Genomic DNA, 26,079 nt, shown 5'->3' with positions numbered 1-26,079 from the left:
CAGGGCGTCCGCGGCCAGGACACCGGCCCGGACACTAGTGTGCTGCCTTCAGCGGCAGCAGCGCGCTGATCCGGAAGCCGCCGCCCGGCCGCGGGCCCGCGTCCAGCGTGCCGCCGACCATACCGACCCGCTCCCGCATGCCGATCATCCCGTGGCCCCGTCCGTCGGCGCCGCCGTCCTCGTACAGCTCGTGCGCCGCGCCCCGGCCGTCGTCCTCCACGAGCAGGCCGAGCCCGTCGTCGAAGTAGACGAGCCGGACGCTGGCCCCGACGTCCGGGCCGCCGTGCTTGCGCGAGTTGGTGAGGGCCTCCTGCACGATGCGGTACGCGGTCAGCTCCACGCCGCTGGGCAGCGGCCGCGGGGTGCCCTCGATCTTGAAGTCCACGGCCAGGCCCGCCGCCCGTACGTTCTCGATCAGGTCCTCGATCTGTCCGACGTCGGGCTGCGGAACGTACTCGCCGCTCTCCTTGGCGTCGCCGGTCCGCAGCACGCCCAGCAGCCGGCGCATCTCCGCGAGCGCCTGCCGCCCCGTGGTCGAAATGGTCTCCAGGGCCTGTTTGGCCTGGTCGGGCGCGGCGTCCAGGACATAGGCGGCGCCGTCCGCCTGGACCACCATCACCGACACGTTGTGCGCGACGACATCGTGCAGCTCGCGGGCGATCCTGGCGCGCTCGGCGGCGACCGCCACCTTGGCCTGCGCCGCGCGCTCCTTCTCCAGCCGGGTGGCCCGCTCCTCCAGCTGCGCGAAGTAGGCGCTGCGGGTCCGCATCGAGTCGCCCAGCACCCAGGCCAGCACGAACGGCACCGTCAGCACCACGGTCAGGAAGATCCGGCCGGCGATGCCCTCCTCCGTCATGGGCCAGCGGAGCTGGGACAGCGGCGCGGCGAGCAGGCTACCGGCCAGCGCGAACCGGGGGCCCCAGCGCGGTCCGCCGCGCGCGGCGACGGTGTAGATGACGACCAGCATCGCGAAGTCGGCCGGCCCCGGGTGCACGCCGAGCACGAGCTGCGCGACCCCCACGGCCGCCACCAGCAGCAGCATTCTCTCGGGTGCGCGCCGCCGCAGCGCCACGGCCAGGGACAGCGGTACGGCCACCGCCATGGCGATCAGCCGTCGTTCGACGCCGAGATTCTGCTGGACCGCCCACAACAACGAGATCCCGAAGAGCAGGACAGCCCAGAAGCTGTCGACGCCCGTCGGGTGTCGGCGGAGGAACTCGTAGAAGCGCTGCACGTAACCCAGCGTAGGGAAGTGGATAAGCCTGAGGGTCAACCGGAGGATCGATCCGGTCGGCGGAAGCGTACTCCCCAAGGTGGAGACTTGGCGCCGTGACGGATGAGACGGGTAAGTCGGCAGGTGAATCGGCGGGCGGGCCCCGGGGCGCGCCCCGCCTCCGGGGCGGCCCGGGGCCGGTGCGCTGGCGCCCGGCGGCGGAGGCGGCGCTGTACGGCCCCGGGGGGTTCTATCTGCGCCCCGAGGGCCCCGCGGGACACTTCCGCACCTCGGTGCACGCCTCCCCGCTCTTCGCCGCCGCGGTCGCCCGGCTGCTGGTGCGGACCGCGCGGCTGCTCGACCGCGACGAGGTGGCGTTCGTCGATGTCGGCGCGGGCCGGGGCGAGCTGCTGACCGGCGTGCTGGGGGCGGTTCCGGAGGGGCTGACCGTGCATCCGTACGCCGTCGAGCGCGCCGCGCGTCCGCCGGGGCTCGACCCGCGCGTGGAGTGGTGCGCGGAGCCGCCGGCCGGGGTCCACGGGCTCCTCTTCGCCAACGAGTGGCTGGACAATGTGCCGCTCGACATCGCCGGGACGGATCCCGGGGGGACCGTACGGTACGTCCTGGTGCGGCCGGACGGCTCCGAGGAGCTGGGCGGTCCGGTCGGCGGCGCGGACGCGCGCTGGCTCGACCGCTGGTGGCCGCCGGCCGGGCCCGGCAGCCGGGCGGAGATCGGCCGCCCCCGCGACGAGGCCTGGGCGGCGGCGGTCGGGACGCTGGAGCGGGGGCTCGCGGTCGCCGTGGACTACGCGCATGTACGGCGCGCCCGGCCGCCGTTCGGCACGCTCACCGGCTTCCGCGCGGGCCGGGAGGTGGCCCCCGTACCGGACGGGACCGGCGACCTGACCGCGCATGTGGCGCTGGACGCGTGCGCGGCCGCCTGCCCGCTGCCCGGCGCCGAGCTGCTCACCCAGCGCGAGGCGCTGCACCGGCTGGGCGTGCGGGGCGACCGCCCGCCGCTCGCCCTGGCGGCGTCGGACCCGGCGGCGTACGTACGGGCGCTCGCCGGGGCGGGCGAGGCGGCGGAGCTGACGGCGCGCGGCGGTCTCGGGGACTTCGGCTGGCTGACCCAGCCGGTCGGGATCGCGCCCCGGGACGTGTGGGGAACGGGGGACCGGGAGGAACCGTAGCGAGCCGCACGAGCCGCACGAGCCGCATGAGCCGTAGCCGTACGAGCCGCACCGGGCGCCCGGCCTCTGACGTCGGCGCCTGCACGCCCCTCTGAGAGACTGTCGCCATGACGGAGACCACCCGGACGACGGTCGGCATCGGCGGCGCGGCGGAGAGCACCGACATGGTGCTCAACATCGGTCCGCAGCACCCCTCCACCCACGGGGTGCTCCGGCTGCGCCTGGTGCTCGACGGCGAGGTGATCCAGCACGCGGAGCCGGTGATCGGCTATATGCACCGGGGCGCGGAGAAGCTCTTCGAGGCGCGTGACTACCGGCAGATCGTGATGCTCGCCAACCGCCACGACTGGCTGTCGGCGTTCTCCAACGAGCTGGGTGTGGTGATGGCCGTCGAGCGGATGCTCGGCATGGAGGTCCCCGAGCGCGCCGTCTGGACCAGGACGCTCCTCGCCGAGCTGAACCGGGTCCTCAACCACCTGATGTTCCTCGGCTCGTACCCGCTCGAACTGGGCGGGATCACCCCGGTGTTCTACGCGTTCACGGAGCGCGAGAAGCTCCAGGCGGTGATGGAGGAGATCTCCGGCGGCCGGATGCACTACATGTTCAACCGGGTCGGCGGTCTCAAGGAGGATCTGCCCGCGGGCTGGCCGGGCCGGGTCAGGCACGCGATCGCCGACGTGCGCTCGCGGATGGACGTGTACGACCGGCTGGTCCTCGGCAACGAGATCTTCCGGGGGCGCACGCGCGGCGTCGGGGCGCTGTCGCGGGAGGCGGTGCACGCGTACGGGGTGTCGGGGCCGATCGCGCGGGCCTCCGGGGTCGACTTCGACCTGCGCCGCGACGAGCCGTACCTGGCGTACGGCGAGCTGGCGGACGTGCTCACGGTGGTGACCCGGGAGGACGGCGACTGCCTGGCCCGTTTCGAGTGCCTGCTGGAGCAGACGCACAACGCGCTGGCACTGGCCGACGCCTGTCTGGACCGGCTCACGGAGCTGCCGCCGGGGCCGGTCAACCAGCGGCTGCCCAAGGTGCTGAAGGCGCCGGAGGGCCACACGTACGCCTGGACGGAGAACCCGCTGGGCGTCAACGGCTACTACCTGGTGTCGAAGGGCGAGAAGACCCCGTACCGGCTGAAGCTCCGCTCCGCCTCGTTCAACAACATCCAGGCACTGACGGAGCTGCTGCCCGGGACGCAGGTCGCCGACATGGTGGCGATCCTGGGGTCGCTGTTCTTCGTCGTCGGCGACATCGACAAGTAGCCCGGCGCAGGCGGGTGGGCGGGGCGTGCCCTGCCCACCCTCGCGTCACGAAGCCCCGCGAAGCCTCACGAAGCTTCTCGTCACGAGCTGATCGCGCCGCGCAGTTCGCCGAGGGGAAGCGGCTCCGTCTCGTCGTGCGCGGTCAGGTCGATGACCTGGCCGACCCCCCGGTCCTCGGTCCTGCGCCGCTCGGCGAGCGCCTCCTCGCCCACCACGTCGGCGAGGTCCTCCCGCGCCACACGCGCCAGCCGGTCCAGGGGTACGGGGGCGTCCTCCGGTACGGGGATGTCCGCCGGTACGGGGGCGTCCGCCTCGGCTGCCGGGGCCTCCGGCTCCTGGCCGGGGGCCGTCCCCGCGCCGGTTCCGTTTCCGGCGCCCGTACCCGTACCCGCGCCGGTGCCCTCCGGGTCCGCAGGCTTGTCGCCGTTCTGGTCGTGCTGGTTGTTCTGGTGGTGCTGGTCGTGCTGGTCCTCCAGGACGTGCGCGCACTGGGCGCCGAAGAAGTCGAAACCGCCCTCGGGGCGCCGCGCGGGCCGGCCCGCCGGGGAGTACGGGACGATCGCGGACGCCACCGGTACGCGGGGCGCGGACGGCGTGGAGGCGGCGGACGACGGGCGGCTGTGCTGCTCGGCCCCGACGGCCGCCGCGTGCTTCCCCTGCGGCTCCTCCTCCGCCTCGGCGGCCCGCTCCGCCAGATCGCGGGCGCGGGCCGCCTCGACGGTCCGCTTCACCTGCTGGGCCACGCCGTTACGCGTCAGCTCGTCCAGGGCACGCGCCGCACCGACGTACGCGGCCTTGCCCGGCCCACTGCTCGCGGCGGTCAGCGCCTTGGGCTCGGCCGCCGCCTCCAGGGCGAGCTGACGCCGCCCCTCCAGCGCGGTGGCCCGCTCCGTCTCGGCCGTGGCGTACCGGCGCAGCAGCGCGGCGTGCTCGCCGCGCAGGCCCGCCAGTTCGATCCGCTTGGAGCGGAGCTTGGCCTCCAGCTTGGCGCGCAGCTCGCGCGACTCCTCGACGTCGGCCTCCAGCTCGGCCGTGCGCTCCTCGGTCTTCCAGTGGTCGCTCTCCCGGCCGCGCGTCAGCTCGGCGACACGGCGGCCCGCGTTCCGGTCCCAGCTCCGCATGAAGACCGCGCCGCCGACCGCGGCGGCGGCCGCCGCCGCGGTCAGTCCGCGGAGCACCAGGGGATCCGCGAAGAGCCAGGCACCCGCGGCGCAGAGGACCGCGGCTCCGGCGACCGCCGTCGGCGGCAGAAGCTTGTGGAGAGGTGGGGAATGGCGGTGGCGTCCACGTGGCATGGCCTGAAATTTACCGTGCGTGGAGGCCGATTGGGGAACCGGTCGGACAATCTTTCTCCGCCTGTTGTCGGCCCTCCGCCCCCTTCCCTCCCGTTCGTCTCCTGTTTCCTCTACAGAACTCCGTTTTGCCGGTTGCCACTTACCGCGCGTTTACCGATCACGCGGCGCGCCTCGGCTACTTCTTGACCAGACCTTTGGACTCCAGATACTCCTTGGCCACGTCCTCGGGCTTGGCGCGCTCGGCGTCGACCTTGAGGTTCAACTGCGCGAGATCCGCGGTCGTCAGGGCGTCCGTCAGCTTGCCGAGGGCATCGGCTATCTCCTGCGCACCGGCGTCCTTGGCATTGACCACCGGCAGTACGTTGTCCGCGTTCTGGAGCTTCTTGTCGTCCTCCAGCACCACGAGTCCGTAACTGTCGAGCGTGCCGTCGGTGGTGGAGCTGAGGGCCATCTGGTCGACGCCGTCCTTGACCGCCTGCTTGGACTGCGGTGTGCCGACTCCCTTGGGGTCGATGCCCGCCACGTCGATGCCGTAGGTCTTCTTGAGACCCGGCGCGCAGAAGGGCCGTACCTCGCACTCGTCGCCTGCGGCGATCTTGACTTTGATCTTGGATTTTCCAAGATCGGAAAGGGTCTTGAGGTTGTTCTTGTCCGCGAATTCCTTGCTGACCGCGAAGGCATTCTGGTCCACGGCCTGGCCGGCGGGGAGCACCTTCAGCCCGCGCGGCTCGGCGAGCTTCTTCAGCTCGGCGACGGTCGCGGCGGCGTCGCTGGAGGCGAGGGGCTTCTCCTGCGCCGCGTCGGCCCCGTTGACCTTGGCGTTGAGGAATTCGGTGATCGTCGCGGCGTATTCGGGCACCACGTCGATCTCGCCCTTCTCCAGGGACGGTTCGTACAGCTCACGGTTCTTCACGGTCGTGACGGACGTGGCGTAGCCGGCGTCGCCCAGGATCTGGGCGTACAGCTCCGCCAGCACCTTGGACTCCGTGAAGGCGGCGGCGCCGACGACCAGGGAGCCCTTCTTCCCCGACCCGGCGGCCGCGTCGGATCCGGAACCGGAGTCCGTGCCGCTCTTGTTCTTCTCCAGGCTGTCACCGCCGCACGCGGCGAGTGACACGGTCAGCGCGGCGACGGCCAGTACGGCGCTCGCGAAACGCGAGGTTCTGCTCATGATGGTCCACTCTCCAAAAGGGGCGAAAAGCCTGTCTCACACGGTCGTCGTCGCACCGTGGTCGGTCGCACGGTCGGGCGTGCGCGCGGGGGTCCCGCCGTCGGCGGGAGTGTCGGCACCCGGGTCGGCCGGGGTTCCGGTGAGGGACGGCGCCGGGTCGATCAGGCGGTCCAGCGCCACCAGCGCGCCCTCCACGAGCAGCGCCAGGAGTGCGACGAGGAGCGCGCCCGCGACCACCTGCCCGGTGTCGTACGTGTTGAACCCCGCGGTGATGATCCGGCCGAGCCCGCCCTGGCCCACCATCGCGGCGATGGTGGCCGTGGCCACCACCTGGACGGCGGCCGACCGGAGCCCGGTCATGATCATCGGGTAGGCGAGGGGCAGCTCCACACGGACGAAGACCTGGCGCCCGGACATCCCCATGCCCCGCGCCGCCTCCACCACCGCCGGGTCCACCTCGCGCATGCCCACATAGGTGTTGGTCAGCAGGGGCGGCACCGCGAAGAGCACCAGCGCGATGATCGTGGGCACCGAGCCCGAGTTGCGCAGCGGCGAGACCATGAAGAGCGCGAGCACGGCGAAGACGGGGACCGCCCGCCCCACGTTGGAGATGTTGATCGCGAGCGCGCCGCCCTTGCCGAGGTGTCCCAGGAAGAGGGCCAGCGGCAGGGCTATCGCGCAGGCGAGCGCCAGCGCGACCCCGCTGACGACGACATGCTCCTCCAGCCGGTGCCACACCCCGCCGTCGCCCGACCAGTTGGCGCCCGTCGTCAGCCAGCCCCACGCGTCCCCGAGGACACCCATGGTCACCCCACCGCCTTCGCCGGGCGCGTGCGTATGCGGGTCCAGGGCGTCAGCGCCCGCTGGACCCCGAGCAGCAGCAGGTCGGCGGTGACGGCGAGCAGCACGCACAGCACGGACGCCGTCAGGACCTGGGCCTTGAAGAAGCTCTGCAAGGCGTCCTCGATGAGATTGCCGAGCCCGCCGCGCCCCACGATCGAGCCGACCGTCGTCAGCGCGACCGTCGACACCGTGGCGATCCGCACACCGGCCATGAGCGCGGGCAGCGCGAGCGGCAGCTCGACCTCCCACAGCAGCCGGCCCGGTCCGTATCCCATCCCGCGGGCCGCTTCCCTGGCCTCTTCCGGCACCGATGCCAGCCCCGCCATGATGTTCCGGACGAGAATGGTCAGCGAATAGAGCACCAGGCCCGTGATCACCAGACCGGCCGAGAGCCCGAAGAGCGGCAGCAGCAGCGAGAACATCGCGAGCGAGGGAATCGTGTAGAGCAGGGTCGTCAGGCCCAGTACGGGGGCGGTGAACGAGGGCCTGCTGCGCGCGAGCAGCGCGAGCGGAAATGCGACCAGCACTCCGATGACGACCGAGACCACCGTGATCCACACGTGCTGGACCGTGGCGTCGATCAACTCCTGGCTACGGGAGCGCAGATATTCTCCGCAGATCCAGTCGTTCGCCGCCAGGCATCCTTGCGTACCCATCCACCCCGCCTCCCCGTCCGGCCGCGCCCACACGCGTCGGCCTCCACAACCTCCGACCCGGGCGACCCTATCCCCGACCTCTGACATTCGCGGAAGCCCGCCACATTCCAGCAACATTGCCTTCACACAACGCGCCGCACAATGGGGAACCATGATCCGATTCGAGCATGTCACCAAGCGGTACCCGGACGGCACCACCGCGGTGGACGATCTCTCCTTCGAGGTCTCCGAAGGCGAACTGGTCACGCTCGTCGGACCTTCCGGCTGCGGCAAGACCACGACCATGAAAATGGTCAACCGCCTCATCGAACCGTCGGAGGGGCGGATATTCCTCGACGGGGACGACATATCCGCGATCGATCCGGTCAGCCTCCGGCGCCGTATCGGCTATGTCATCCAGCAGGTCGGCCTCTTTCCGCACAAGACGGTCCTGGAGAACACCGCGACCGTCCCCCATCTCCTCGGCTGGCAGCGTGCCAAGGGCCGGGCGCGCGCCGCCGAACTCCTCGACCTGGTCGGACTGGACCCGTCCGTCTACGGCGACCGCTACCCCGAGCAGCTCTCGGGCGGCCAGCGCCAGCGCGTGGGGGTGGCCCGCGCCCTCGCCGCCGACCCGCCCGTCCTGCTGATGGACGAGCCGTTCGGCGCGGTCGACCCCGTCGTACGCGACCACCTCCAGAGCGAGTTCCTCAGGCTCCAGGCAGCCGTGCGCAAGACCGTGCTGTTCGTCACGCACGACATCGAGGAGGCCGTCCGGCTCGGCGACCGTATCGCCGTCTACGGACAGGGCAGGATCGAGCAGTTCGACGCCCCGGCGGCGGTGCTCGGCGCCCCGGCCACCCCGTACGTCGCGGACTTCGTCGGCGCGGACCGCGGCCTGAAGCGGCTCTCGGTCACCCCCATCGAGGAGGGCGACCTCGAACAGCCGCCCGTCGTCCATCTCGACGACCCGCTCGCCCGCGCCGCGGCGAAGCTGGCCGGGCAGGGCGCGCGCTGGGCCGTCGTCCTGGACTCCGACGACAACCTGCACGGCTGGCTCGCCGCCGAACAGGCGACCCGGGCCGCCGGCGGTGGCCCGGCCGCCCCGGGAGCGTCGGGGACCGTACGGGAGCACGCCCGCCGGATGGAGGCGTGGCTGCCGGTCGGCGCCTCGCTCAAGCAGGCGTTCGCCACGATGCTCCAGCACGACGCCGGGTGGATAGCGGTCATCGACCGGGAGGAGACGGGGCGGTTCCTCGGGGTCCTCACCCCGGCGCGGCTGCACGAGGCGCTGCGCCGGTCGATCGACGCGGACGCGCAGGCCATCGACCGTACGGAGGTCGAGCTGGAGACCGTCAGCAAGCTCGTCGCACCGTGAGGAGCCGCCCCGGTCCGCGCTGAGCCCGCTCAGTTCGCGCTGAGCCTGCCGGACATCCACTCCAGGGCCGGCGGGATCTCCCGGCGCCAGGTGTTGAAGTTGTGCGCGCCGCTCCCGAGGATGATCGACGACACCTGCGCGGGCGCCTTGACCTTCCGGATGAACCGCTCGGTGTCCTGGAGGTTCCGCTCGCCCTTCCTGGAGCTGGTGACGAGCAGCGACGAGTCGCCCTGGCGCACATGGTCCAGGCTCCACAGCAGGTCGGCGCGGTCGCGCAGCCGCTGGTCGCCGTGGAAGAGATCGCCGGTCGTCGGGTCCTCCGCCGCCTTGTAGTACGCGGAGAGCCCGGCGCCCACCGAGTACTGCTCCGGGTGGTGCAGGGCGATCTTCAGCGCGCAGTAGCCGCCGGTGGAGTTGCCGATGATGCCCCAGTTGCGGGGCGCGGCCTTGACCCGGTACGTCGCCGAGACGGCCCGGGGCAGGTCCGCGCCGAGGAACGTCTCGGTCTGCGGGCCGCCGGGCACGTCGACGCACTCGGTGTCGCGCGGCGGCGCCACGGTGGGCCGCAGCATCACCAGGATCATCGGCTGCATCTTGCCGTGCCTGGCGAGCTGCCAGGCGGTCGTCGGGTAGTTCAGGCCCTTGATCAGGTTCTCGGCCACGCCCGGGTAGCCGGTGAGCACCACCGCGGCCGGGAACGTCTGCTTCGCGAACTGCGGCTGGAAGTACTCGGGCGGCAGATAGACGTACGCGGTGGAGTCGATCCCCGACGCCGCTCCCGCCACGGCGACCTTCTGGATCTCCCCCGCCATCGCCGGCCGGACCGCGCCGGGCACCGCCGTGCGCTGTGTGTCCATGATCGTCACATGCCTGCCGTCCGCCACCGCGTGGCCGACCACGGAACCCAGCTCCTGCTCCTGGCCGAAGAGATCTCCCCAGGTGCCGTAAAACAGGAAGTACTGGTTGGCAGCCAGGCCCACCGCGGCGAAGATCGCCACCTGGGTGGCGAAGGTGAGGCCGATCCTGCCGAGCACGGCCCGCGCCGTACGCCGCGAAAGCCGCGGCCAGAGCCAGATGGTCGCGACGAACAGCGCCACGGCCAGCAGGACGGCCAAGGCCAGAACCTTACGACTGGTAAGACCCATGTCGACCGAGCTTTCTTCCGTGAGATTTTCCCGGATGCAGAGGAACCCTCCCCCCGAAAGCCCCGTCCTAGAGGGCGCAAAATGTCCGGGCCCGCGAAGAAGAAGCGGACTCGGGCCCACACTCTCTCGCGGAGCCACGGGAAGCGATGTCTGTGACGCTAGATGGGGATAAATCAGGATCGGTTCCGGATCGGTCGGGGCAGTCCACCGGGACGCCCTCCAACAAGTCGCCCAAATCCCCGCAGCACCCGCAGGGCTCACAGCAACCGCAGCAACCGCAGTCCCTCGCGCGCCGCCTGCTCCGCGGCCCTCACCCCGAGTCGGTCCCCTGGCTCGTCGGCACGGCCTGCGCCTTCATCGGTCTCGTCGACATCACCGCGGGCGTCTTCCCGCGCTTCCGCCACAGCCGGATGCACTCCCTCGCCGAGGTGCTGCCCGGGGCGCTCGGCCCCTTCGCCGCCGCGCTCTCGCTGAGCGCCGGCGTACTCCTGCTGCTGCTCGCGCACGGGCTCAAACGGCGCAAGCGCCGCGCCTGGCGGGCCACCGTGTTCCTGTTGCCGGTGGGAACCGTCGCCCAGTTCGGCTACCGGCACTCCCTCATCGGCGCCCTGCTCTCGCTGGGGCTGCTCGCCCTGGTGGTGCGCCACCGCGGGGAGTTCGCCGCCCTGCCCGACCCGCGCAGCCGCTGGCGGGCGCTGGCGAACTTCGTCGTGATGGGCGCGGGGTCCATCGGCCTCGGCCTGGTCATCGTCAGCGTCCACCCGCACCGCACCATCGGTAACCCGAGCCTGTCGGAACGGCTCGAACACGTGCTGTACGGGCTGTTCGGCGTCGACGGCCCCATCGACTACCGGGGGATGGTCAGCGGCACGGTCGGCTACTCCCTCGGCGCGCTCGGCCTGCTCACCGCGCTCACCACCGCCTATCTCGCCTTCCGGCCCGCACACCCGGTCGCGCACCTCACCGCGGACGACGAGCGGCGGCTGCGCGCCCTGCTCGACCGGCACGGCGGCCGCGACTCGCTGGGCCACTTCGCGCTCCGCCGCGACAAGGGCGTGGTCTTCTCGCCCAGCGGCAAGGCGGCCGTCTGCTACCGCGTGGTCTCCGGGGTGATGCTCGCCAGCGGTGACCCCATCGGCGACGTGGAGGCGTGGCCCGGCGCCATCGAACGCTTCATGGACGAGGCGAAGGCCCACTCCTGGACCCCGGCCGTGATGGGGTGCAGCGAGACCGGCGGCGCGGTCTGGACCCGCGAGACGGGGCTCGACGCGCTGGAGCTGGGCGACGAAGCGGTGGTGGACGTGCCGGATTTCTCCCTGCGCGGCCGCGCGATGCGCAACGTACGCCAGATGGTGACACGCATCGAGCGGGCCGGCTACGTCACCCGGGTACGGCGCGTCGGTGACCTCTCCGACGACGAGGTGGAGCGGATCCGCGGCGCCGCCGACGACTGGCGCGGTACGGACACGGAGCGCGGCTTCTCCATGGCGCTGGGCCGGATCGGCGACCCCGCAGACGGCGACTCGGTGATCGCCACCGCGCACCGGCCGGACGAGGAGGCGCCGGGCCCGTACGGCGACCTGAAGGCGGTGCTCCACTTCGTCCCGTGGGGGACGGACGGGATGTCCCTGGACCTGATGCGCCGCGACCGCTCCGCCGACCCCGGCATGAACGAGCTGCTGATCGTCGCCGCGCTGGGCGCCGCGCCCGCGCTGGGCGTGGTGCGGGTCTCGCTCAACTTCGCGATGTTCCGCTCGGCCCTGGCCCGCGGCGAACGCCTGGGCGCGGGCCCCGTGCTGCGCGGCTGGCGCGGGCTGCTGGTCTTCCTCTCGCGTTGGTTCCAGATCGAGTCGCTGTACCGCTTCAACGCCAAGTTCCAACCGCGCTGGGAACCGCGTTACGTGGTCTTCCGCTCCCCCGGCGACCTGCCGCGGATCGGGTTCGCCGCGATGCAGGCGGAGGGCTTCGTGACGCTGTCGCTCCCGCGCCCGCTGCGCCGCCTCGGCCGCACCAGGCGCCACCCGCCCGGCGGTGGCCGCACCCCCGGCACCGGCCCCGCCGACCGCCGCCCCGACCCCGGGGTCCGTACGGCGCGGGAGATGGCGTAGGGGTTCCCCCTGGGGCCCGCGGAACGACCGGCCCCAGGGTGGGGCATATGAGCAGGCCCCAAGGTAGGGCGTATGAGCAGGCCCTAGGGTGGGGCATATGAGTACGTTGCGCGGGCGCGGCACGGTCCAGGGGCTGCCGGAGTGGGACCGGTGTGCGGTCATGGGGGTCATCAATGTGACGCCCGACTCCTTCTCCGACGGCGGTCGCTGGTTCGACACCACCGCCGCCGTCAAACGCGGCCTGGATCTCGTCGCCGCGGGCGCCGACCTGGTCGACGTCGGCGGCGAGTCGACGCGGCCCGGCGCGACGCGGGTCGACGAGGACGAGGAGCTGCGGCGCGTCGTCCCCGTCGTGCGGGGCCTGGCGTCCGAGGGGGTCACCGTGTCCGTCGACACGATGCGCGCCTCCGTCGCCGAGCGGGCCGTCGCCGCGGGCGCGGCGCTGGTCAACGACGTCAGCGGCGGGCTCGCCGACCCTGCGATGGTGCCCGCGGTCGCCGCCGCCGGGGTGCCGTTCGTCGTGATGCACTGGCGCGGTTTCAGCGAGGAGATGAACAGCCGCGCGGTCTACGAGGATGTCGTCGCCGAGGTCCTCACCGAACTGCGCGCGCGGATGGACGCGGTGGTCGCGGGCGGTATCGCCCCCGAGCGCCTCGTGGTCGACCCCGGGCTCGGCTTCGCCAAGCGGGCCGAGCACGACCTGGAACTCCTCGCCCACCTCCCCGAGCTGCGCTCGCTGGGCCGTCCGCTGCTGGTCGCCGCCTCCCGTAAACGGTTCCTCGGCCATGTCCTCGCGGGCGGTGACGGCGCCCCGCCGCCCGCCCGGGAGCGCGACGCGGCCACCGCCGCGGTCTCCGCGATCGCCGCCCACCGGGGCGCCTGGGCGGTCCGGGTCCACGAGGTACGGGCGACCGCCGACGCGGTCCGGGTGGCCCGCGCCGTCGAAGGAGCCCAAGGCCCGGCCCGGGAGGACCGCGAAGCGGCCGGGGGCGAGCGGTGACCGCGCGTATGGAGAGCGGGGTGCCGGACGACGGCGGGCCCACGGACAGCGAGCGGGTCGAGCAGGCCAACACCACGTTCTACGAGGCGATGGAACGCGGTGACATCGAGGCCCTGTCGGGGCTCTGGCTGGACGGCGAGGACTCCGGCATCTCCTGCGTCCACCCGGGCTGGCCGGTGCTGAGCGGGCGCGGTGACGTGCTGCGCTCGTACGCCCTGATCATGGCGAACACCGAGTACATTCAGTTCTTCCTCACCGATGTCGAGGTCTCCGTGGGCGCCGACACCGCCCTGGTGACCTGCACCGAGAACATCCTCAGCGGCGGCCCCGCCGAGGACGGCAATGAGCTGGGACCGCTGGTGGGCCAGCTCGTCGTCGCGACGAACGTGTTCCGGCGCACACCGGAGGGGTGGAAGATCTGGTCGCACCACGGTTCACCCGTTCTGACCGAAACCGACGACGACGGCGAGAAGGGCGCGAACGGCGGGAACGGCGGGAACGGCGGGAACGGCGACAACATGGACGACGTGCCACCCGCGTGAGGGGGTAAGGGGTCCGTGTGGATTGACCGCGAGAACCCGCGGGTAGGGGCGCCTACCAGTTGTGCGGCGCCCTTCCCCGTCACCCCGCGGGGCGGCACTGTCGGTGGCCGCAGGTAGATTCACATATGGGCACAGGGCCGCACCCGTTCGCGACCGGGTGCCCCGACGACCAACGACAGCAGGAGTGATTCGCGTGGATCGTGTCGCGCTGCGCGGCCTCAAGGCTCGCGGGCACCATGGCGTCTTCCCCCGGGAGCGCGAGGAGGGGCAGACCTTCATCGTGGACCTGGTGCTCGGCCTCGACACCCGGCCCGCGGCGGCCGACGACGACCTGGCGAAGACCGTCCATTACGGCATCGTGGCGGAGGAGGTCGTGGAGGTCGTCCAGGGGGAGCCCGTCGACCTGATCGAGACCCTGGCGGAACGCATCGCCCAGAGCTGCCTGAAACACGACGGCGTCCAGGAGGTCGAGGTGGTCGTGCACAAACCGGACGCCCCGATCACCGTGCCCTTCGACGACGTGACCATCACCATCACCCGGAGTCGAGTATGAGTCTGTTTCCATCGAACGGGCCGCAGAGCGACCCCACGGTCCAGCCGGTGCCCGCCTCCGTGGTCGCCCAGGTGGACGCCGCGGACAGCACGCTGTCCAACCCGCAGCGGGCCGTGGTGGCCCTCGGCTCCAATCTCGGGAACCGGCTGGAGACCATCCAGGGCGCCATCGACGCCCTGGAGGACACCCCCGGCGTCCGGGTCAAAGCGGTCTCCCCGGTGTACGAGACGGAGCCCTGGGGCGTCGACGCCGGCTCCCAGCCGTCGTACTTCAACGCGGTGGTGGTCATCAAGACGACGCTGCCGCCGTCCTCACTGCTGGAGCGCGGCCAGGCCATCGAGGAGGCCTTCGACCGGGTCCGTGACGAGCGCTGGGGGCCGCGCACGATCGACGTGGACATCCTGACGTACGCGGACGTCGTCTCGGACGACCCGCGGCTCACCCTTCCGCATCCCCGCGCCCACCAGCGCGCCTTCGTCCTCGCCCCGTGGCACGACGTGGATCCGGAGGCACAGGTCCCGGGCCGTGGCCCGGTGGCCGACCTGCTGACCGATGTCGGCCAGGAGGGTGTGCAGCCCCGGTCCGACCTGGAACTGCGCCTGCCCGAATAGTCGTACGGGACGGCCCGTTAGGCTCTGCGAGGCGGGCCGGCTCGGGCGGGTCCGGGTCGGGGCGGATCGGTTCGGGGCGGATCGGTTCGGCGGAGCGAAGTGAAGGGCGGCTTTCTCGGTGAAGCAGTTGCGGATCGGCGTCCTCGCCGGCCTGTTCGTGGTGGCTGGTGTGCTCTCGTGGGCGGCCGCCCGCCTCTGGGACGCATTCGGCACCCTGCCGAGCGTGCCGCTCGCGGCGCCCATCGTGCTCGCCGCGATCGCCGCGGTCCTCGCCGCGACGGCGCTCTCCCTGCGCTCCCGGCTCAAGGCCCAACGGGAGCGCCGCCCGGGCGCGCGGGGCGTCGATCCGCTGATGGCGGCCCGCGCCGTGGTCTTCGGCCAGGCGAGCGCGCTGGTCGCCGCCCTGGTCTCGGGGCTGTACGGCGGTACGGGCGTCTTCCTGCTCGGCTCCCTCGACATCCCCGCCCGCCGCGACCAAGCCATCTACGCGGCCTTCTCCGTGCTGGCGGGCATCGCGGTGATCGTCGCGGCGTTCTTCCTCGAACGGGTCTGCAAGCTCCCCGAGGACGGCAACGGCGAGGGACACAAGAACGGCGCCGCCCCGGCCGGGCCCGCCTGACCCGGGCCCCGGTCCGCGGCAGCGCCCGTTAACGGGCCAGGATCAGGCTCATCGCCTCGGCACGGGTCGCCGGATCGCGGAGCTGGCCGCGTACGGCCGAGGTGATCGTCTTCGCACCCGGCTTCCGTACGCCGCGCATCGACATGCACATGTGCTCGCACTCGATGACCACGATCACCCCGCGCGGCTCCAGGATCTCCATCACGGACTCGGCGATCTGCGTCGTCAGCCGCTCCTGGACCTGCGGCCTGCGGGCGTAGACGTCCACGAGCCGGGCCAGCTTCGACAGCCCGGTGATCTTGCCGTCCGTCGACGGGATGTAGCCGACGTGCGCGACCCCGACGAACGGGACGAGATGGTGCTCACACGTGGACGTCACCTCGATGTCCTTCACCATGACCATCTCGTCGTGGCCCAGGTCGAACGTGGTCGTCAGCACGTCCTCGGGGTTCTGCCACAGCCCCGCGAATATCTCCTTGTACGCGCGGGCCACCCGGCCGGGGGTGGCCCGCAGCCCCTCGCGGTCCGGGTCCTCCCCGACCGCGATCAGCAGCTCACGCACGGCATTCTCGGCCCGCTTCTCGTCGAACTCGCGGACCAGGTTCTCCCCGTCCAGCGTCACCGGGTCGGTCATGTGTGCCTCGTTCCTGTGCCGTCCTCGTGTGCGGTCATACGAATGCCGCGCCCCCACAGGCTAAAACCTGGGGGACGCGGCATCCATTCCGGGCCCTCGGACGGCCCGGCCCGCTGTCAGCTCTCCGGACGTTCCTCCGGAACCGCCTCGGTGGGCGTCTCACCGGAAGTCACGGCGGGCATCCCGCCGTTGGACCCCGAGGCGCCGTTGGTCAGCGCCAGCTCCTTGGGCGAGAGCACCGGCGGACGCGTCGACGGCGTACGCCGCGACGAGCCGGTCCACGCCGGACGGGACGGGCGCTTCACGATGGTCGAGAAGATCTCCGCGATCTGCTCCTTGTTGAGCGTCTCCTTCTCCAGGAGCGCCAGGACCAGATTGTCGAGTACGTCACGGTTCTCGACCAGGATCTCCCACGCCTCGTTGTGCGCGGTCTCGATGAGCTTCTTGACCTCTTCGTCGACGAGCGCGGCGACCTCTTCCGAGTAGTCGCGCTGGTGCGCCATCTCCCGGCCGAGGAACGGTTCGGTGTTGTCGCCGCCGAACTTGATCGCGCCGAGCCGCTCGGTCATGCCGTACTGCGTGACCATCGCCCGCGCCGTGGCCGTCGCCTTCTCGATGTCGTTGGCCGCGCCGGTGGTCGGGTCGTGGAAGACCAGCTCCTCCGCCGCGCGCCCGCCCATCATGTAGGCGAGCTGGTCGAGCATCTCGTTGCGCGTGGTGGAGTACTTGTCCTCGTCGGGCAGGACCATGGTGTAGCCCAGGGCCCGGCCGCGGGACAAGATCGTGATCTTGTGCACCGGGTCGGAGTTCGGAGACGCCGCGGCGACCAGGGCGTGACCGCCCTCGTGGTACGCGGTGATCTTCTTTTCCTTCTCGGACATGATCCGGGTCCGCTTCTGCGGGCCCGCCACGACGCGGTCGATCGCCTCGTCCAGGGCGTGGTTGTCGACGAGCTTCCCGTCACCGCGCGCCGTCAGGAGCGCGGCCTCGTTCAGCACGTTCGCCAGGTCGGCGCCGGTGAAGCCGGGCGTACGACGGGCGACGGCGCCCAGGTCGACGTCCGGGGCGACCGGCTTGCCCTTCTGGTGGACCTTGAGGATCTCCAGACGGCCCTGCATGTCCGGACGGTCCACGGCGATCTGCCGGTCGAACCGGCCCGGGCGCAGCAGCGCCGGGTCGAGGATGTCCGGCCGGTTGGTGGCGGCGATCAGGATGACGCCGCCCTTCACGTCGAAGCCGTCCATCTCCACCAGGAGCTGGTTCAGCGTCTGCTCGCGCTCGTCGTGCCCGCCGCCGAGGCCCGCGCCGCGGTGCCGGCCGACGGCGTCGATCTCGTCGACGAAGACGATCGCCGGGGCGTTCGCCTTGGCCTGCTCGAAGAGGTCGCGCACCCGGGAGGCGCCGACACCGACGAACATCTCGACGAAGTCGGAGCCCGAGATCGAGTAGAACGGCACTCCGGCCTCGCCGGCGACGGCGCGGGCCAGCAGCGTCTTGCCCGTACCGGGCGGGCCGTAGAGCAGCACACCCTTCGGGATCTTGGCGCCGACAGCCTGGAACTTCGCCGGTTCCTGGAGGAATTCCTTGATCTCGTGGAGTTCCTCGACCGCCTCGTCGGACCCCGCCACGTCGGCGAAGGTCGTCTTCGGGGTGTCCTTGGTGATGAGCTTGGCCTTGGACTTCCCGAACTGCATGACGCGCGATCCGCCGCCCTGCATCTGATTCATCAGGAACAGGAAGACCACGACGATCAGCACGAAGGGCAGCAGCGAGAACAGCACCGAGAGGAACGGGCTCTGCTTCGAAGGCGAGACCGTGTAGCCCTTGGTGATGTCACCGTTCTGGAACTTCGTTTGGAGCGTTGCGGCCAGCGAGGATCCCTGATTGCCGATGTAGCTGGCCTGGATCTTGTCGCTGCCCTTGACCTTCAGGCCGTCCTTGAGGTCGACCTTGATGATCTGGTCATCGCCGGTGGTCAGTTTGACCTGCTCGGCCTGGTTCTTGTCGATCGCCTGGACGACCTCACCGGTGTCCACCGTCTTGTAGCCGCCCGAAGAGCCGACGACCTGCATCAACACGACCACGGCGAGGACGGCCAGCACGATCCACATGACCGGCCCACGGAAGTATCGCTTCACGTCCATCCATACGGAGCGAAGTCGCCCCGTCCCTCCTGCCCGTAGGTAAATGCTGCTGTGAGAAAAGACTGTTCCTGGGAAGGTACCCCAGCATCATGGCCCGCGACCGCACGGGACGGCTGACGAACCCGTCTTCCCCTGCTCCAACGGCGCGCGCCGGGGAGAGGTTCCCGGCGGCGGTCGCCGCGGCCCGTCCCAGGTCCCGTGTCAGCCGCCGTAGACATGCGGCGCGAGAGTGCCGACAAAGGGAATGTTGCGGTACTTCTCCGCGTAATCCAGGCCGTATCCGACGACGAACTCATTGGGAATGTCGAAGCCGATCCATTTGACGTCGATCGCGACCTTTGCGGCATCCGGCTTACGGAGCAGGGTGCAGACCTCCAGCGAGGCCGGCTCCCGCGAACCGAGGTTGGAGAGCAGCCACGACAGCGTCAGTCCGGAGTCGATGATGTCCTCGACGATCAGGACGTGCCTGCCCTTGATGTCCGTGTCCAGGTCCTTGAGGATCCGGACCACGCCCGAGGACTGGGTGCCCGCCCCGTACGAGGAGACGGCCATCCAGTCCATCGTCACGGGGGTGGACAGGGCCCGCGCCAAGTCCGCCATGACCATCACGGCGCCCTTGAGGACACCGACGAGAAGCAGATCCTTGCCTGCGTACTCCGCGTCGATCTTCGCGGCCAGTTCGGCCAGCTTCGCGTCGATCTCTTCCTTGGTGATGAGCACCGACTGGAGGTCGTTGCCCATGTCCTTGTCGTCCACCCGCATCACTTTCGTTGTCGGCCAGGGGTCCGGGGCCGGACGGAAGTGCTCGAACACGTCCTGGCGGCCCGGGAGACACAGCCGTAGTGCGTCAGCGCTTCAGCCCTGCCGGATGACCAGTCTGCCACCCTGCCTCCTGGCCTCCACGCGGCCGGGCAGATTGATGGCTCCCTGGCCGCGCCAGCCCGTGATCAGGCGGTCGACCTCTTCGATGTGACGGGCGAACAGCGAACCGGCCGGGGCGCCCGCGGCGATGGCCGCCCGGCGCAGCACCCGGCGGCGGACGGCGGGCGGCAGCGCGTACAGCCCCGCGCAGGCGAGCTGCCCCGTCTCGTCCCGTACGGTCCCCTCCGCGTCGGCGGCCCAGGCGTCGAGGGCGTCGGCGTCGTCGCGTGAGAGCTGTGCCGTACGGGCGAGGGCCTCGACGACGCCCTTGCCGAGGGCCTTCTCCAGGGCCGGCAGTCCTTCGTGGCGCAGCCGTGAGCGGGTGTAGGCGGGGTCGGCGTTGTGCGGGTCGTCCCAGACGGGGATGGACTGGACCAGGCAGGCCTTGCGGGCGGTCTGCCGGTCGAGCTGGAGGAAGGGGCGCCGGTAGCGTCCGGCCGCCCCCGAGACGGCCGCCATGCCGGACAGGGAGCGGATGCCGGAGCCCCGGGCGAGGCCGAGGAGGACGGTCTCCGCCTGGTCGTCGCGGGTGTGGCCGAGGAGGACGGCGACGGCACGATGGCGTTCGGCGGCGTCGTCGAGGGCGGCGTAGCGCGCGTCCCTGGCGGCGGCCTCGGGGCCGCCCGCCCGGCGTCCGCCGCCTCCCGCGTTCGGGGCGCTGTGCGCCACCCTCGTCGATTCGAGTCCCACGGTGACGGCGACGGACTCGACGGGGTCGAGGCGCATGGCGCGGAGCCGGGCGACGACCTCGGCGGCGCGGAGGTCGGAGCCGGCCTGGAGGCCGTGGTCGACGGTGACGGCGCCCGCCCGTACGCGGAGCTTGGGCGCCTCGAAGGCGAGGGCGGAGGCGAGCGCCATGGAGTCGGCGCCGCCGGAGCAGGCGACGAGCACGAGCGGGGGTTCGTCGGCGGTGAGGGGGGAGTGCGGGGTCGGGGATGTGTGCGGGAGCGAGGAAGCGTGCGGGAGCGGGGAGGCGTGCGAGGTGGCGGAGAGGAGTTCGGCGTGGTCGGTGAGGACCTCGTGAAGTACGCGGCGGACCGCCAGGCGTATCGCCGCGACCGCAGGATGGGGACCCATATCCGGTGCCCTTCGTGATGTTATTTGGGGGGTGCCTCGGTCGGAGAAAGGACGGAGAACGTCACTCAGAGTGCGTCGATGGTGACAGAACCGAGCCATTACCCGAGCATTGCACGCCTATCCCTCACCCACGGTCCCTCGGATGGGTGATACATGAGGCGTCCCCCTGCCACATGTCAGCTCCCGCTCACGAATCCGCCTTACGGTGCACCCGCGCGACCCAGTCCGCGGGTTTGGCGATCTCCGCTTTGGTGGGGAGGGTGTTCGGCGAGGTCCAGACCCGGTTGAAGCCGTCCATCCCGACCTGGTCGACAACGGCCCGTACGAACCGCTCCCCGTCGCGGTACTGGCGGAGCTTGGCGTCGAGGCCGAGCAGCTTGCGCAGCGCGAGGTCGAGCCGGCTGGCGCCACGGGCCCTGCGCTGCTGGAACTTCTCGCGGATCTCGGCGACGGAGGGCACGACCTGCGGCCCCACGCCGTCCATCACGAAGTCGGCGTGGCCCTCCAGGAGGGACATCACGGCGGTGAGCCGGCCCAGGATCTCGCGCTGGCCCGGTGTCTGCACCAGCTCGACGATGCTCCTGCCGTCCTCGTCCCGCTCGCCCTCGGGACGGCCGCCCGCGAGGGACTGGGCGGCCTCGCGCAGCCGCTCGACGACGGTCATCGGGTCGACGTCGGTCTGGTCGAGGAACGACTGGATCTCGCCCTGGAGGTGGTCGCGCAGCCAGGGCACGCCGGTGAACTGCGTGCGGTGGGTCTCCTCGTGGAGCGCGACCCAGAGCCTGAAGTCGTGCGGGTCGACGTCCAGTTCCCGTTCGACGTGGACGATGTTGGGGGCGACGAGCAGCAGCCGGCCGCCGTCCGCGGCCGCCGGGAGATCGCGGGTGGCGGGCGCGAACGTCTCGTACTGGCCGAGGACCCGGGAGGACATGAAGGAGAGCAGCATGCCCACCTCGACGCCGGTGACCTTGCCGCCGACCGCGCCGATGACGGCGCCGCCGGGACCGCCGGGGCGGCGCTCCAGCATCTTCTCGAACAGCGGCTTCAGCAGCTCACGGAAGCCCGCCACGTTCGCCTTGATCCAGCCGGCCCGGTCGACGACCAGGACGGGGGTGTCCGGTGGCTCGTGTCCCTCGGGAATCAGCTTCGTGTACCCGCGGACGTGGTCCTCGGCCGCCTTGGCGTGCCGTCGCAGCTCCGCGACGATCTCGCGCGCCTCGTCGCGGGTCACCTCGGGTCCCGGCCGCGCGAGGCGGGTCGCGGTGGCCACCGCGAGGTTCCAGTCGACCATCTCTGCACCACCGATGCTCGTCATGCGTCAACCGTACGTGGTCGGCCCCGAGAGCGGTGAGGTGTAGGGCGCCCGGTTCTTCCCTTGGTTCGTCCCCTAGGGGACGGGCGGCCACCCGGCTAGGGGGCCGCCGATTCCCTGGCGGGGCGCGGCGCCGGCGGCTCCGAGGGGGCCGTACGCGGGACCAGCGCGGCGGAGAGCCGGTCCAGGGCCGACTGGGCGGTGTCGGGGGCTTCCGTACGCCCGGCCAGGAAGGCGAAGGCGAGGAGCCTGCCGTCGCCGTCGACGACCGTGCCGGCCAGGGCGTTCACGCCGGTGAGCGTGCCGGTCTTGGCCCGGACGAGCCCGGCGGCGGGCGAGGCGTCCCCGTACCGGCTCCTGAGGGTGCCGGTGAACCCGGCGACCGGCAGCCCGGTGAGGACGGGGCGCAGCTCCGGGTGGTCCGGGTCGGCGGCGCGGGTCAGCAGGGCGGTGAGCAGCGCGGCGCTGGCCTTGTCCTTGCGGTTCAGTCCGCTGCCGTCGGCGAAGCGCGTCCCCTTGAGGGGCAGCCGGAGCCGTGCGAGCTCCGCCGTGACGGCCCGGCCCGCGCCCGCGAAGCTCGCGGGTTCGCCGGCGGCGATCGCGGTCTGCCGGGCGAGGGATTCCGCGATGTCGTTGTCGGACTCGGTCAGCGCGCGTTCGACGAGGTCGGACAGGGGCGCGGAGAAGGTGCGCGCGAGCCGTTCCGAGCCCTTGGGGGCCTTGCCCGCGGAGGGCGGCTCGGCGGTGCGTACGCCCCGGTCGCGCAGCAGGCTCGCGAAGGTCCGTGCGGCGTCGCCCGCCGGGTTGCCGCTGCGGGGCGCGGGGCCGGTCGTGGACGCGTCGAGCCGCCCCTGTCCGGCCATCAGGGGGACCACGGGGGCGATGTTGTCGTTGGGGCCGATGGGGTGTTCCCGGGGGCCCGTGTAGAGCGAGGTGTCGTAGCGCAGCTCGACCTTGGTCACGCCGCTGTCGCGCAGTGCGCGGGCGGTGTCGCCGGCGAGGGCGGCCAGCCGCTTCCGGTCGAGGGTGGCGTCCCCGCCGCCGACCAGGGTGAGCCGGCGCCGGTCCGGGGTGGCCTGGACGAGGGTGGGGATGCGGTGGTCGGGGCCGAGCGCGGAGAGCGCCGCGGCCGTGGTCGCGATCTTGATCGTGGAGGCCGGGGTCATCGGGGTGGCGGCGCCCCTGCCGTACAGGACCTCGCCGGTGGCCGTGTCGACGACGGAGGCCGTACGGGAGGGGCCGAGCGCGTCCGCGTCGAGCAGCCTGCCGAGCGTCCGGCCGAAGTCGGGGGAGGCCGTCCCGCGCGCGGACTCGGGGCGCGGCGACTGCGGATGCGCGGACTCGGGGTGCGCGGTGCCGGAGCGGCCGGTGCCGGAGCGGGTGGTGTCGGGGGCGGTGAGCGCGCTGAGCACTCCGGCGGCGCTGGGGGCGGGCGCGGGCGTGCGCGGCGCGGACGGACCGTGATGTGCGCCACCCGCGCGGTCCTGTGCGACCGCCCACTCCCGCTCGGCCTTACGCTGTCCGGAGTCCCAGGGGCCCGCCGCCACCACCGCCACGGCGGCGAGGGCGAGACCGATCGCGGCGGAACCCGCCGTGACCTGCCACGCTTTCGGCTCAACCACGGCTGACCAGCCCCTTTCGCGATCACACTGCTGCGTGGGGGACACTTAACCACTGCGTCTCGCCCCGAGCATGCCAGCCCGGCCAGTAACGGCCTGTCAGGCCGGGGGTGGGGGCCGGTAACCGCAGCACCACCCGGACATTGTGTTGATCATGGAGGAGCCACCCGTGGAGTTCGACGTCACCATCGAGATCCCTAAGGGTTCGCGGAACAAGTACGAGGTGGACCACGAGACCGGTCGGATCCGCCTTGACCGTCGTCTCTTCACCTCGACCAGCTACCCGGCGGACTACGGATTCGTCGAGAACACCCTGGGCGAGGACGGCGACCCGCTGGACGCGCTGGTCATCCTGGACGAGCCGACCTTCCCCGGGTGTCTCATCAAGTGCCGCGCCATCGGCATGTTCCGGATGACGGACGAGGCCGGCGGCGACGACAAGCTGCTGTGCGTCCCGGCCTCCGACCCCCGGGTGGAGCACCTGCGCGACATCCACCACGTCTCGGAGTTCGACCGCCTGGAGATCCAGCACTTCTTCGAGGTCTACAAGGACCTGGAGCCCGGCAAGTCCGTCGAGGGCGCCGACTGGGTCGGCCGCGCCGAGGCCGAGGCCGAGATCGAGGCGTCGTACAAGCGCCTGGAGGCGCAGGGCGGCGCGCACTGACGCGTGCGTTCCACCGTGTGACCGGCGGGCAACCGCCGGGCGGACGACGGGCGGCGTACCCCTCGGGGGGTGCGCCGCCCGTCCGCGTGTGCCCGCCCGCTTCCCGTGCCCATACTGAGCGGACAGCGGGCCCATGGACACAGGGCCGGCCGGCCCTGCGGACGGCATGAGGTGCCGTACGTGCCGTACGCCGGAGACCGTACGCCGGGAACCGTATGCCGCCCAGGACGAGCGGTACGGCGACGAGTGGGTACGAGACAGCGGTACGACAACGAGCCGTACGACAACGAGCTGTACGGCAACTAGCTGTACGACGCACAGCGGTACGACAACCAGCGGTACGACAGGGAGTGAGGACGCAGACCGTGGTGGCCGAGCCGGACCGGTCCGAGGACCGTAAGCCTCCGTCGGACGAGGCACACAGCGCGTTCACCCCGCCGCTCGGGGTGGGACAGCCGCCGGTCCCCGAGGACGACCATCCGACGTCGGAGTTCGCGCTTCCCGACGGCACCACGACCGAGCCGCCGACCGAGCCCGAGGGCTCGGCGTTCGACCTGCCGGGCGGGACCCGCCCCCCGCCGGGAACGGCCCCGGGGGCGGGCGCGGGGGCGGGACTGAGCGGGAGCACGGCGTTCACGCCCGCGCACGGGGTGCCGATGCTCGCGCTGAGCCGGGAGGCCCCCTGGCAGGACCGGATGCGGACGCTGCTGCGGATGCCGGTCGGGGACCGCCCCGTACCGGAGATAGTGCAGCGCCACGACGACCAGGGGCCCGCCGTCCCGCGCGTCCTCGACCTGACGCTGCGCATCGGCGAGCTGCTGCTCGCGGGCGGTGAGGGGGCCGAGGACGTCGAGGCCGCGATGTTCGCGGTCAGCCGGGCGTACGGGCTCGACCGCTGCGAGCCGACCGTCACCTTCACCCTGCTGTCGATCTCCCACCAGCCGTCGCTGGTGGAGGACCCGGTCACGGCGAGCAGGACCGTACGGCGGCGGGGCACCGACTACACCCGGCTGTCGGCCGTCTACACGCTCATCGACGACATCACCACCGAGGACACGGACACCACGCTGGAGGAGTCGTACCGGCGGCTCGCGGAGATCCGCCGCAACCGGCACCCGTACCCCGGCTGGGCACTGACCGTGGCGAGCGGGCTGCTGGCCGGTTCGGCCTCGGTCCTGGTCGGCGGCAGTGTGCTGGTGTTCGTGGTCGCGGCGCTCGGCGCGATGCTCGGCGACCGGCTGGCGTGGCTCTGCGCCGGGCGCGGGCTGCCGGAGTTCTACCAGTTCGTGGTGGCGGCGATGCCGCCCGCCGCGATGGGGGTGGCGCTGACCCTGCTGGGTCCGCACGTGCCCTGGGAGGGCCGCCCCTCGGCGGTGATCACCGGTGGTCTCTTCGCGCTGCTGCCGGGGCGGGCGCTGGTGGCCGGCGTGCAGGACGGACTGACGGGGTACTACATCACGGCGGCGGCGCGGCTGCTGGAGGTCATGTACTTCTTCATCGCGATCGTCGTCGGCGTCCTGCTCGTGCTCTATCTGGGGGTCCAGCTCCACGCCGAGCTGAACCCGGAGGCGGCGCTGCACGCGGACGTACGGCCGGTGACGCAGACCCTGGCGGCGGTGACGCTGAGCCTCGCCTTCGCGATCCTGCTCCAGCAGGAACGTTCCACCGTGCTGATGGTGTCGCTGAACGGCGGCGTCGCCTGGGTGGTGTACGCGGCGATGCACGACATCGGCCGGATCTCCCCGGTGGCCGCCACGGCGGTCGCGGCGGGCGTGGTGGGCCTGTTCGGACAGCTCTTCTCGCGCTACCAGTTCGCCTCGGCGCTGCCGTACGTCACGGCGGCGATCGGACCGCTGCTGCCGGGTTCCGCGACCTACTTCGGTCTGCTGGGCTTCGCCCAGAACGAGCTGGACCGCGGGCTCGCCTCGCTCTCCAAGGCGGTGGCGCTGGCGCTGGCGATCGCGGTGGGGGTGAACCTCGGCGGGGAGATCTCCCGGCTGTTCCTCAAGGTGCCGGGCTCGGGCCGGGCGTCGAGCCGCCGCGCGGCCAAGCGGACGCGCGGCTTCTAGTACGACGAGCGGCTGAGGGACCGGCGGACCGGCGGACCGCCCGTGACCGCGCACGCTGACAGACCGGTTGACAGACC

At 71.8% G+C, this 26,079-nt stretch carries 23 protein-coding genes; 11 read left to right on the top strand and 12 right to left on the bottom strand.

The features are described 5' to 3' along the window. Window positions 1-34: 34 nt before the first annotated feature. A complete protein-coding gene (locus tag ACFXKG_RS10085) occupies window positions 35-1,234 on the bottom strand; it encodes a histidine kinase (protein WP_384835152.1) in 1,200 nt (399 codons plus the stop codon). Window positions 1,235-1,413: 179 nt separating this feature from the next. Between ACFXKG_RS10085 and ACFXKG_RS10080 the strand changes: the two genes are divergently transcribed. Together ACFXKG_RS10080 and ACFXKG_RS10075 are read left to right on the top strand one after the other, a co-directional pair. Further along, window positions 1,414-2,403 (top strand): SAM-dependent methyltransferase, encoded by a 990-nt coding sequence (locus ACFXKG_RS10080; protein ID WP_384835298.1) that lies wholly within the window; start codon window positions 1,414-1,416, stop codon window positions 2,401-2,403. 107 nt (window positions 2,404-2,510) lie between these two features. After that, on the top strand, window positions 2,511-3,662 hold the full coding sequence (locus ACFXKG_RS10075; RefSeq protein WP_384835149.1) for an NADH-quinone oxidoreductase subunit D: 1,152 nt from the start codon (window positions 2,511-2,513) through the stop codon (window positions 3,660-3,662). A gap of 80 nt (window positions 3,663-3,742) precedes the next feature. Here ACFXKG_RS10075 and ACFXKG_RS10070 read toward each other — a convergent pair whose 3' ends face one another. The 4 genes from ACFXKG_RS10070 to ACFXKG_RS10055 form a co-directional block, all read right to left on the bottom strand. Next, window positions 3,743-4,957 carry a hypothetical protein gene (locus ACFXKG_RS10070; RefSeq protein WP_384835147.1) on the bottom strand — a complete coding sequence of 405 codons (1,215 nt, stop codon included), beginning with the start codon at window positions 4,955-4,957 and terminating at the stop codon, window positions 3,743-3,745. Between the two features lie 175 nt (window positions 4,958-5,132). Further along, the gene (locus ACFXKG_RS10065) at window positions 5,133-6,128 is read right to left on the bottom strand and encodes an ABC transporter substrate-binding protein (RefSeq protein WP_384835144.1); all 996 of its coding nucleotides are present in this window, start codon (window positions 6,126-6,128) and stop codon (window positions 5,133-5,135) included. Between the two features lie 36 nt (window positions 6,129-6,164). Beyond that, entirely contained in the window at window positions 6,165-6,932 is a 768-nt protein-coding gene (locus ACFXKG_RS10060; RefSeq protein ID WP_384835295.1) for an ABC transporter permease, read from the bottom strand. Between the two features lie 2 nt (window positions 6,933-6,934). Next, window positions 6,935-7,627 (bottom strand): ABC transporter permease, encoded by a 693-nt coding sequence (locus ACFXKG_RS10055; protein ID WP_384835141.1) that lies wholly within the window; start codon window positions 7,625-7,627, stop codon window positions 6,935-6,937. A gap of 151 nt (window positions 7,628-7,778) precedes the next feature. Between ACFXKG_RS10055 and ACFXKG_RS10050 the strand changes: the two genes are divergently transcribed. Further along, window positions 7,779-8,984, top strand: a complete 1,206-nt coding sequence (locus ACFXKG_RS10050) for an ABC transporter ATP-binding protein (RefSeq protein WP_384835138.1) — start codon at window positions 7,779-7,781, stop codon at window positions 8,982-8,984. 29 nt (window positions 8,985-9,013) lie between these two features. On the opposite strand, the gene ACFXKG_RS10045 is transcribed toward ACFXKG_RS10050, so the two are convergent. Continuing rightward, window positions 9,014-10,129, bottom strand: a complete 1,116-nt coding sequence (locus tag ACFXKG_RS10045) for an alpha/beta hydrolase (RefSeq protein WP_384835135.1) — start codon at window positions 10,127-10,129, stop codon at window positions 9,014-9,016. A gap of 146 nt (window positions 10,130-10,275) precedes the next feature. On the opposite strand from ACFXKG_RS10045, the gene ACFXKG_RS10040 reads away from it, so the two are divergent. From ACFXKG_RS10040 to ACFXKG_RS10015, 6 genes are all read left to right on the top strand, one after another. Next, entirely contained in the window at window positions 10,276-12,237 is a 1,962-nt protein-coding gene (locus tag ACFXKG_RS10040) for a phosphatidylglycerol lysyltransferase domain-containing protein (RefSeq protein ID WP_384835132.1), read from the top strand. Window positions 12,238-12,334: 97 nt separating this feature from the next. After that, entirely contained in the window at window positions 12,335-13,237 is a 903-nt protein-coding gene (folP, locus tag ACFXKG_RS10035) for a dihydropteroate synthase (protein ID WP_384835129.1), read from the top strand. 8 nt (window positions 13,238-13,245) lie between these two features. Further along, window positions 13,246-13,779, top strand: coding sequence for a nuclear transport factor 2 family protein (locus ACFXKG_RS10030; RefSeq protein WP_384835292.1), 534 nt, complete (start codon window positions 13,246-13,248; stop codon window positions 13,777-13,779). Window positions 13,780-13,972: 193 nt separating this feature from the next. Continuing rightward, window positions 13,973-14,332, top strand: a complete 360-nt coding sequence (gene folB / locus ACFXKG_RS10025; protein ID WP_365806154.1) for a dihydroneopterin aldolase — start codon at window positions 13,973-13,975, stop codon at window positions 14,330-14,332. Then, window positions 14,329-14,943, top strand: coding sequence for a 2-amino-4-hydroxy-6-hydroxymethyldihydropteridine diphosphokinase (gene folK / locus ACFXKG_RS10020; protein ID WP_384835126.1), 615 nt, complete (start codon window positions 14,329-14,331; stop codon window positions 14,941-14,943). Before folB ends, folK begins: the two co-directional genes overlap by 4 nt. Window positions 14,944-15,061: 118 nt before the next feature. Further along, window positions 15,062-15,562, top strand: a complete 501-nt coding sequence (locus ACFXKG_RS10015; protein WP_384835123.1) for a DUF3180 domain-containing protein — start codon at window positions 15,062-15,064, stop codon at window positions 15,560-15,562. A gap of 28 nt (window positions 15,563-15,590) precedes the next feature. Here ACFXKG_RS10015 and folE read toward each other — a convergent pair whose 3' ends face one another. The 6 genes from folE to dacB all read right to left on the bottom strand — a co-directional run bounded on the left by folE (window position 15,591) and on the right by dacB (window position 23,272). Then, window positions 15,591-16,196, bottom strand: a complete 606-nt coding sequence (gene folE / locus ACFXKG_RS10010; RefSeq protein WP_382893766.1) for a GTP cyclohydrolase I FolE — start codon at window positions 16,194-16,196, stop codon at window positions 15,591-15,593. 116 nt (window positions 16,197-16,312) lie between these two features. Then, window positions 16,313-18,340: an ATP-dependent zinc metalloprotease FtsH gene (ftsH, locus tag ACFXKG_RS10005; RefSeq protein ID WP_384835120.1), complete on the bottom strand. Its 2,028-nt coding sequence runs from the start codon at window positions 18,338-18,340 to the stop codon at window positions 16,313-16,315. A 201-nt stretch (window positions 18,341-18,541) separates the two neighbouring features. Then, the gene (gene hpt / locus ACFXKG_RS10000; RefSeq protein WP_384835117.1) at window positions 18,542-19,102 is read right to left on the bottom strand and encodes a hypoxanthine phosphoribosyltransferase; all 561 of its coding nucleotides are present in this window, start codon (window positions 19,100-19,102) and stop codon (window positions 18,542-18,544) included. A gap of 93 nt (window positions 19,103-19,195) precedes the next feature. Beyond that, entirely contained in the window at window positions 19,196-20,338 is a 1,143-nt protein-coding gene (gene tilS, locus ACFXKG_RS09995; RefSeq protein ID WP_384835114.1) for a tRNA lysidine(34) synthetase TilS, read from the bottom strand. Between the two features lie 187 nt (window positions 20,339-20,525). Continuing rightward, window positions 20,526-21,653, bottom strand: a complete 1,128-nt coding sequence (locus ACFXKG_RS09990; RefSeq protein WP_382893760.1) for a zinc-dependent metalloprotease — start codon at window positions 21,651-21,653, stop codon at window positions 20,526-20,528. A gap of 95 nt (window positions 21,654-21,748) precedes the next feature. Next, a complete protein-coding gene (dacB, locus tag ACFXKG_RS09985; protein WP_384835111.1) occupies window positions 21,749-23,272 on the bottom strand; it encodes a D-alanyl-D-alanine carboxypeptidase/D-alanyl-D-alanine-endopeptidase in 1,524 nt (507 codons plus the stop codon). Between the two features lie 166 nt (window positions 23,273-23,438). On the opposite strand from dacB, the gene ACFXKG_RS09980 reads away from it, so the two are divergent. Beyond that, window positions 23,439-23,933 (top strand): inorganic diphosphatase, encoded by a 495-nt coding sequence (locus ACFXKG_RS09980; RefSeq protein ID WP_003968257.1) that lies wholly within the window; start codon window positions 23,439-23,441, stop codon window positions 23,931-23,933. Window positions 23,934-24,298: 365 nt separating this feature from the next. Next, window positions 24,299-26,002: a threonine/serine exporter ThrE family protein gene (locus ACFXKG_RS09975; protein ID WP_384835289.1), complete on the top strand. Its 1,704-nt coding sequence runs from the start codon at window positions 24,299-24,301 to the stop codon at window positions 26,000-26,002. Window positions 26,003-26,079: the final 77 nt, after the last annotated feature.

Source organism: Streptomyces sp. NPDC059255 (assembly GCF_042752355.1).
Taxonomy (GTDB): Bacteria; Actinomycetota; Actinomycetes; order Streptomycetales; family Streptomycetaceae; genus Streptomyces.
Note: the sequence above shows the minus strand (reverse complement) of the source record. Positions and strands in the feature narration are given on the sequence as shown.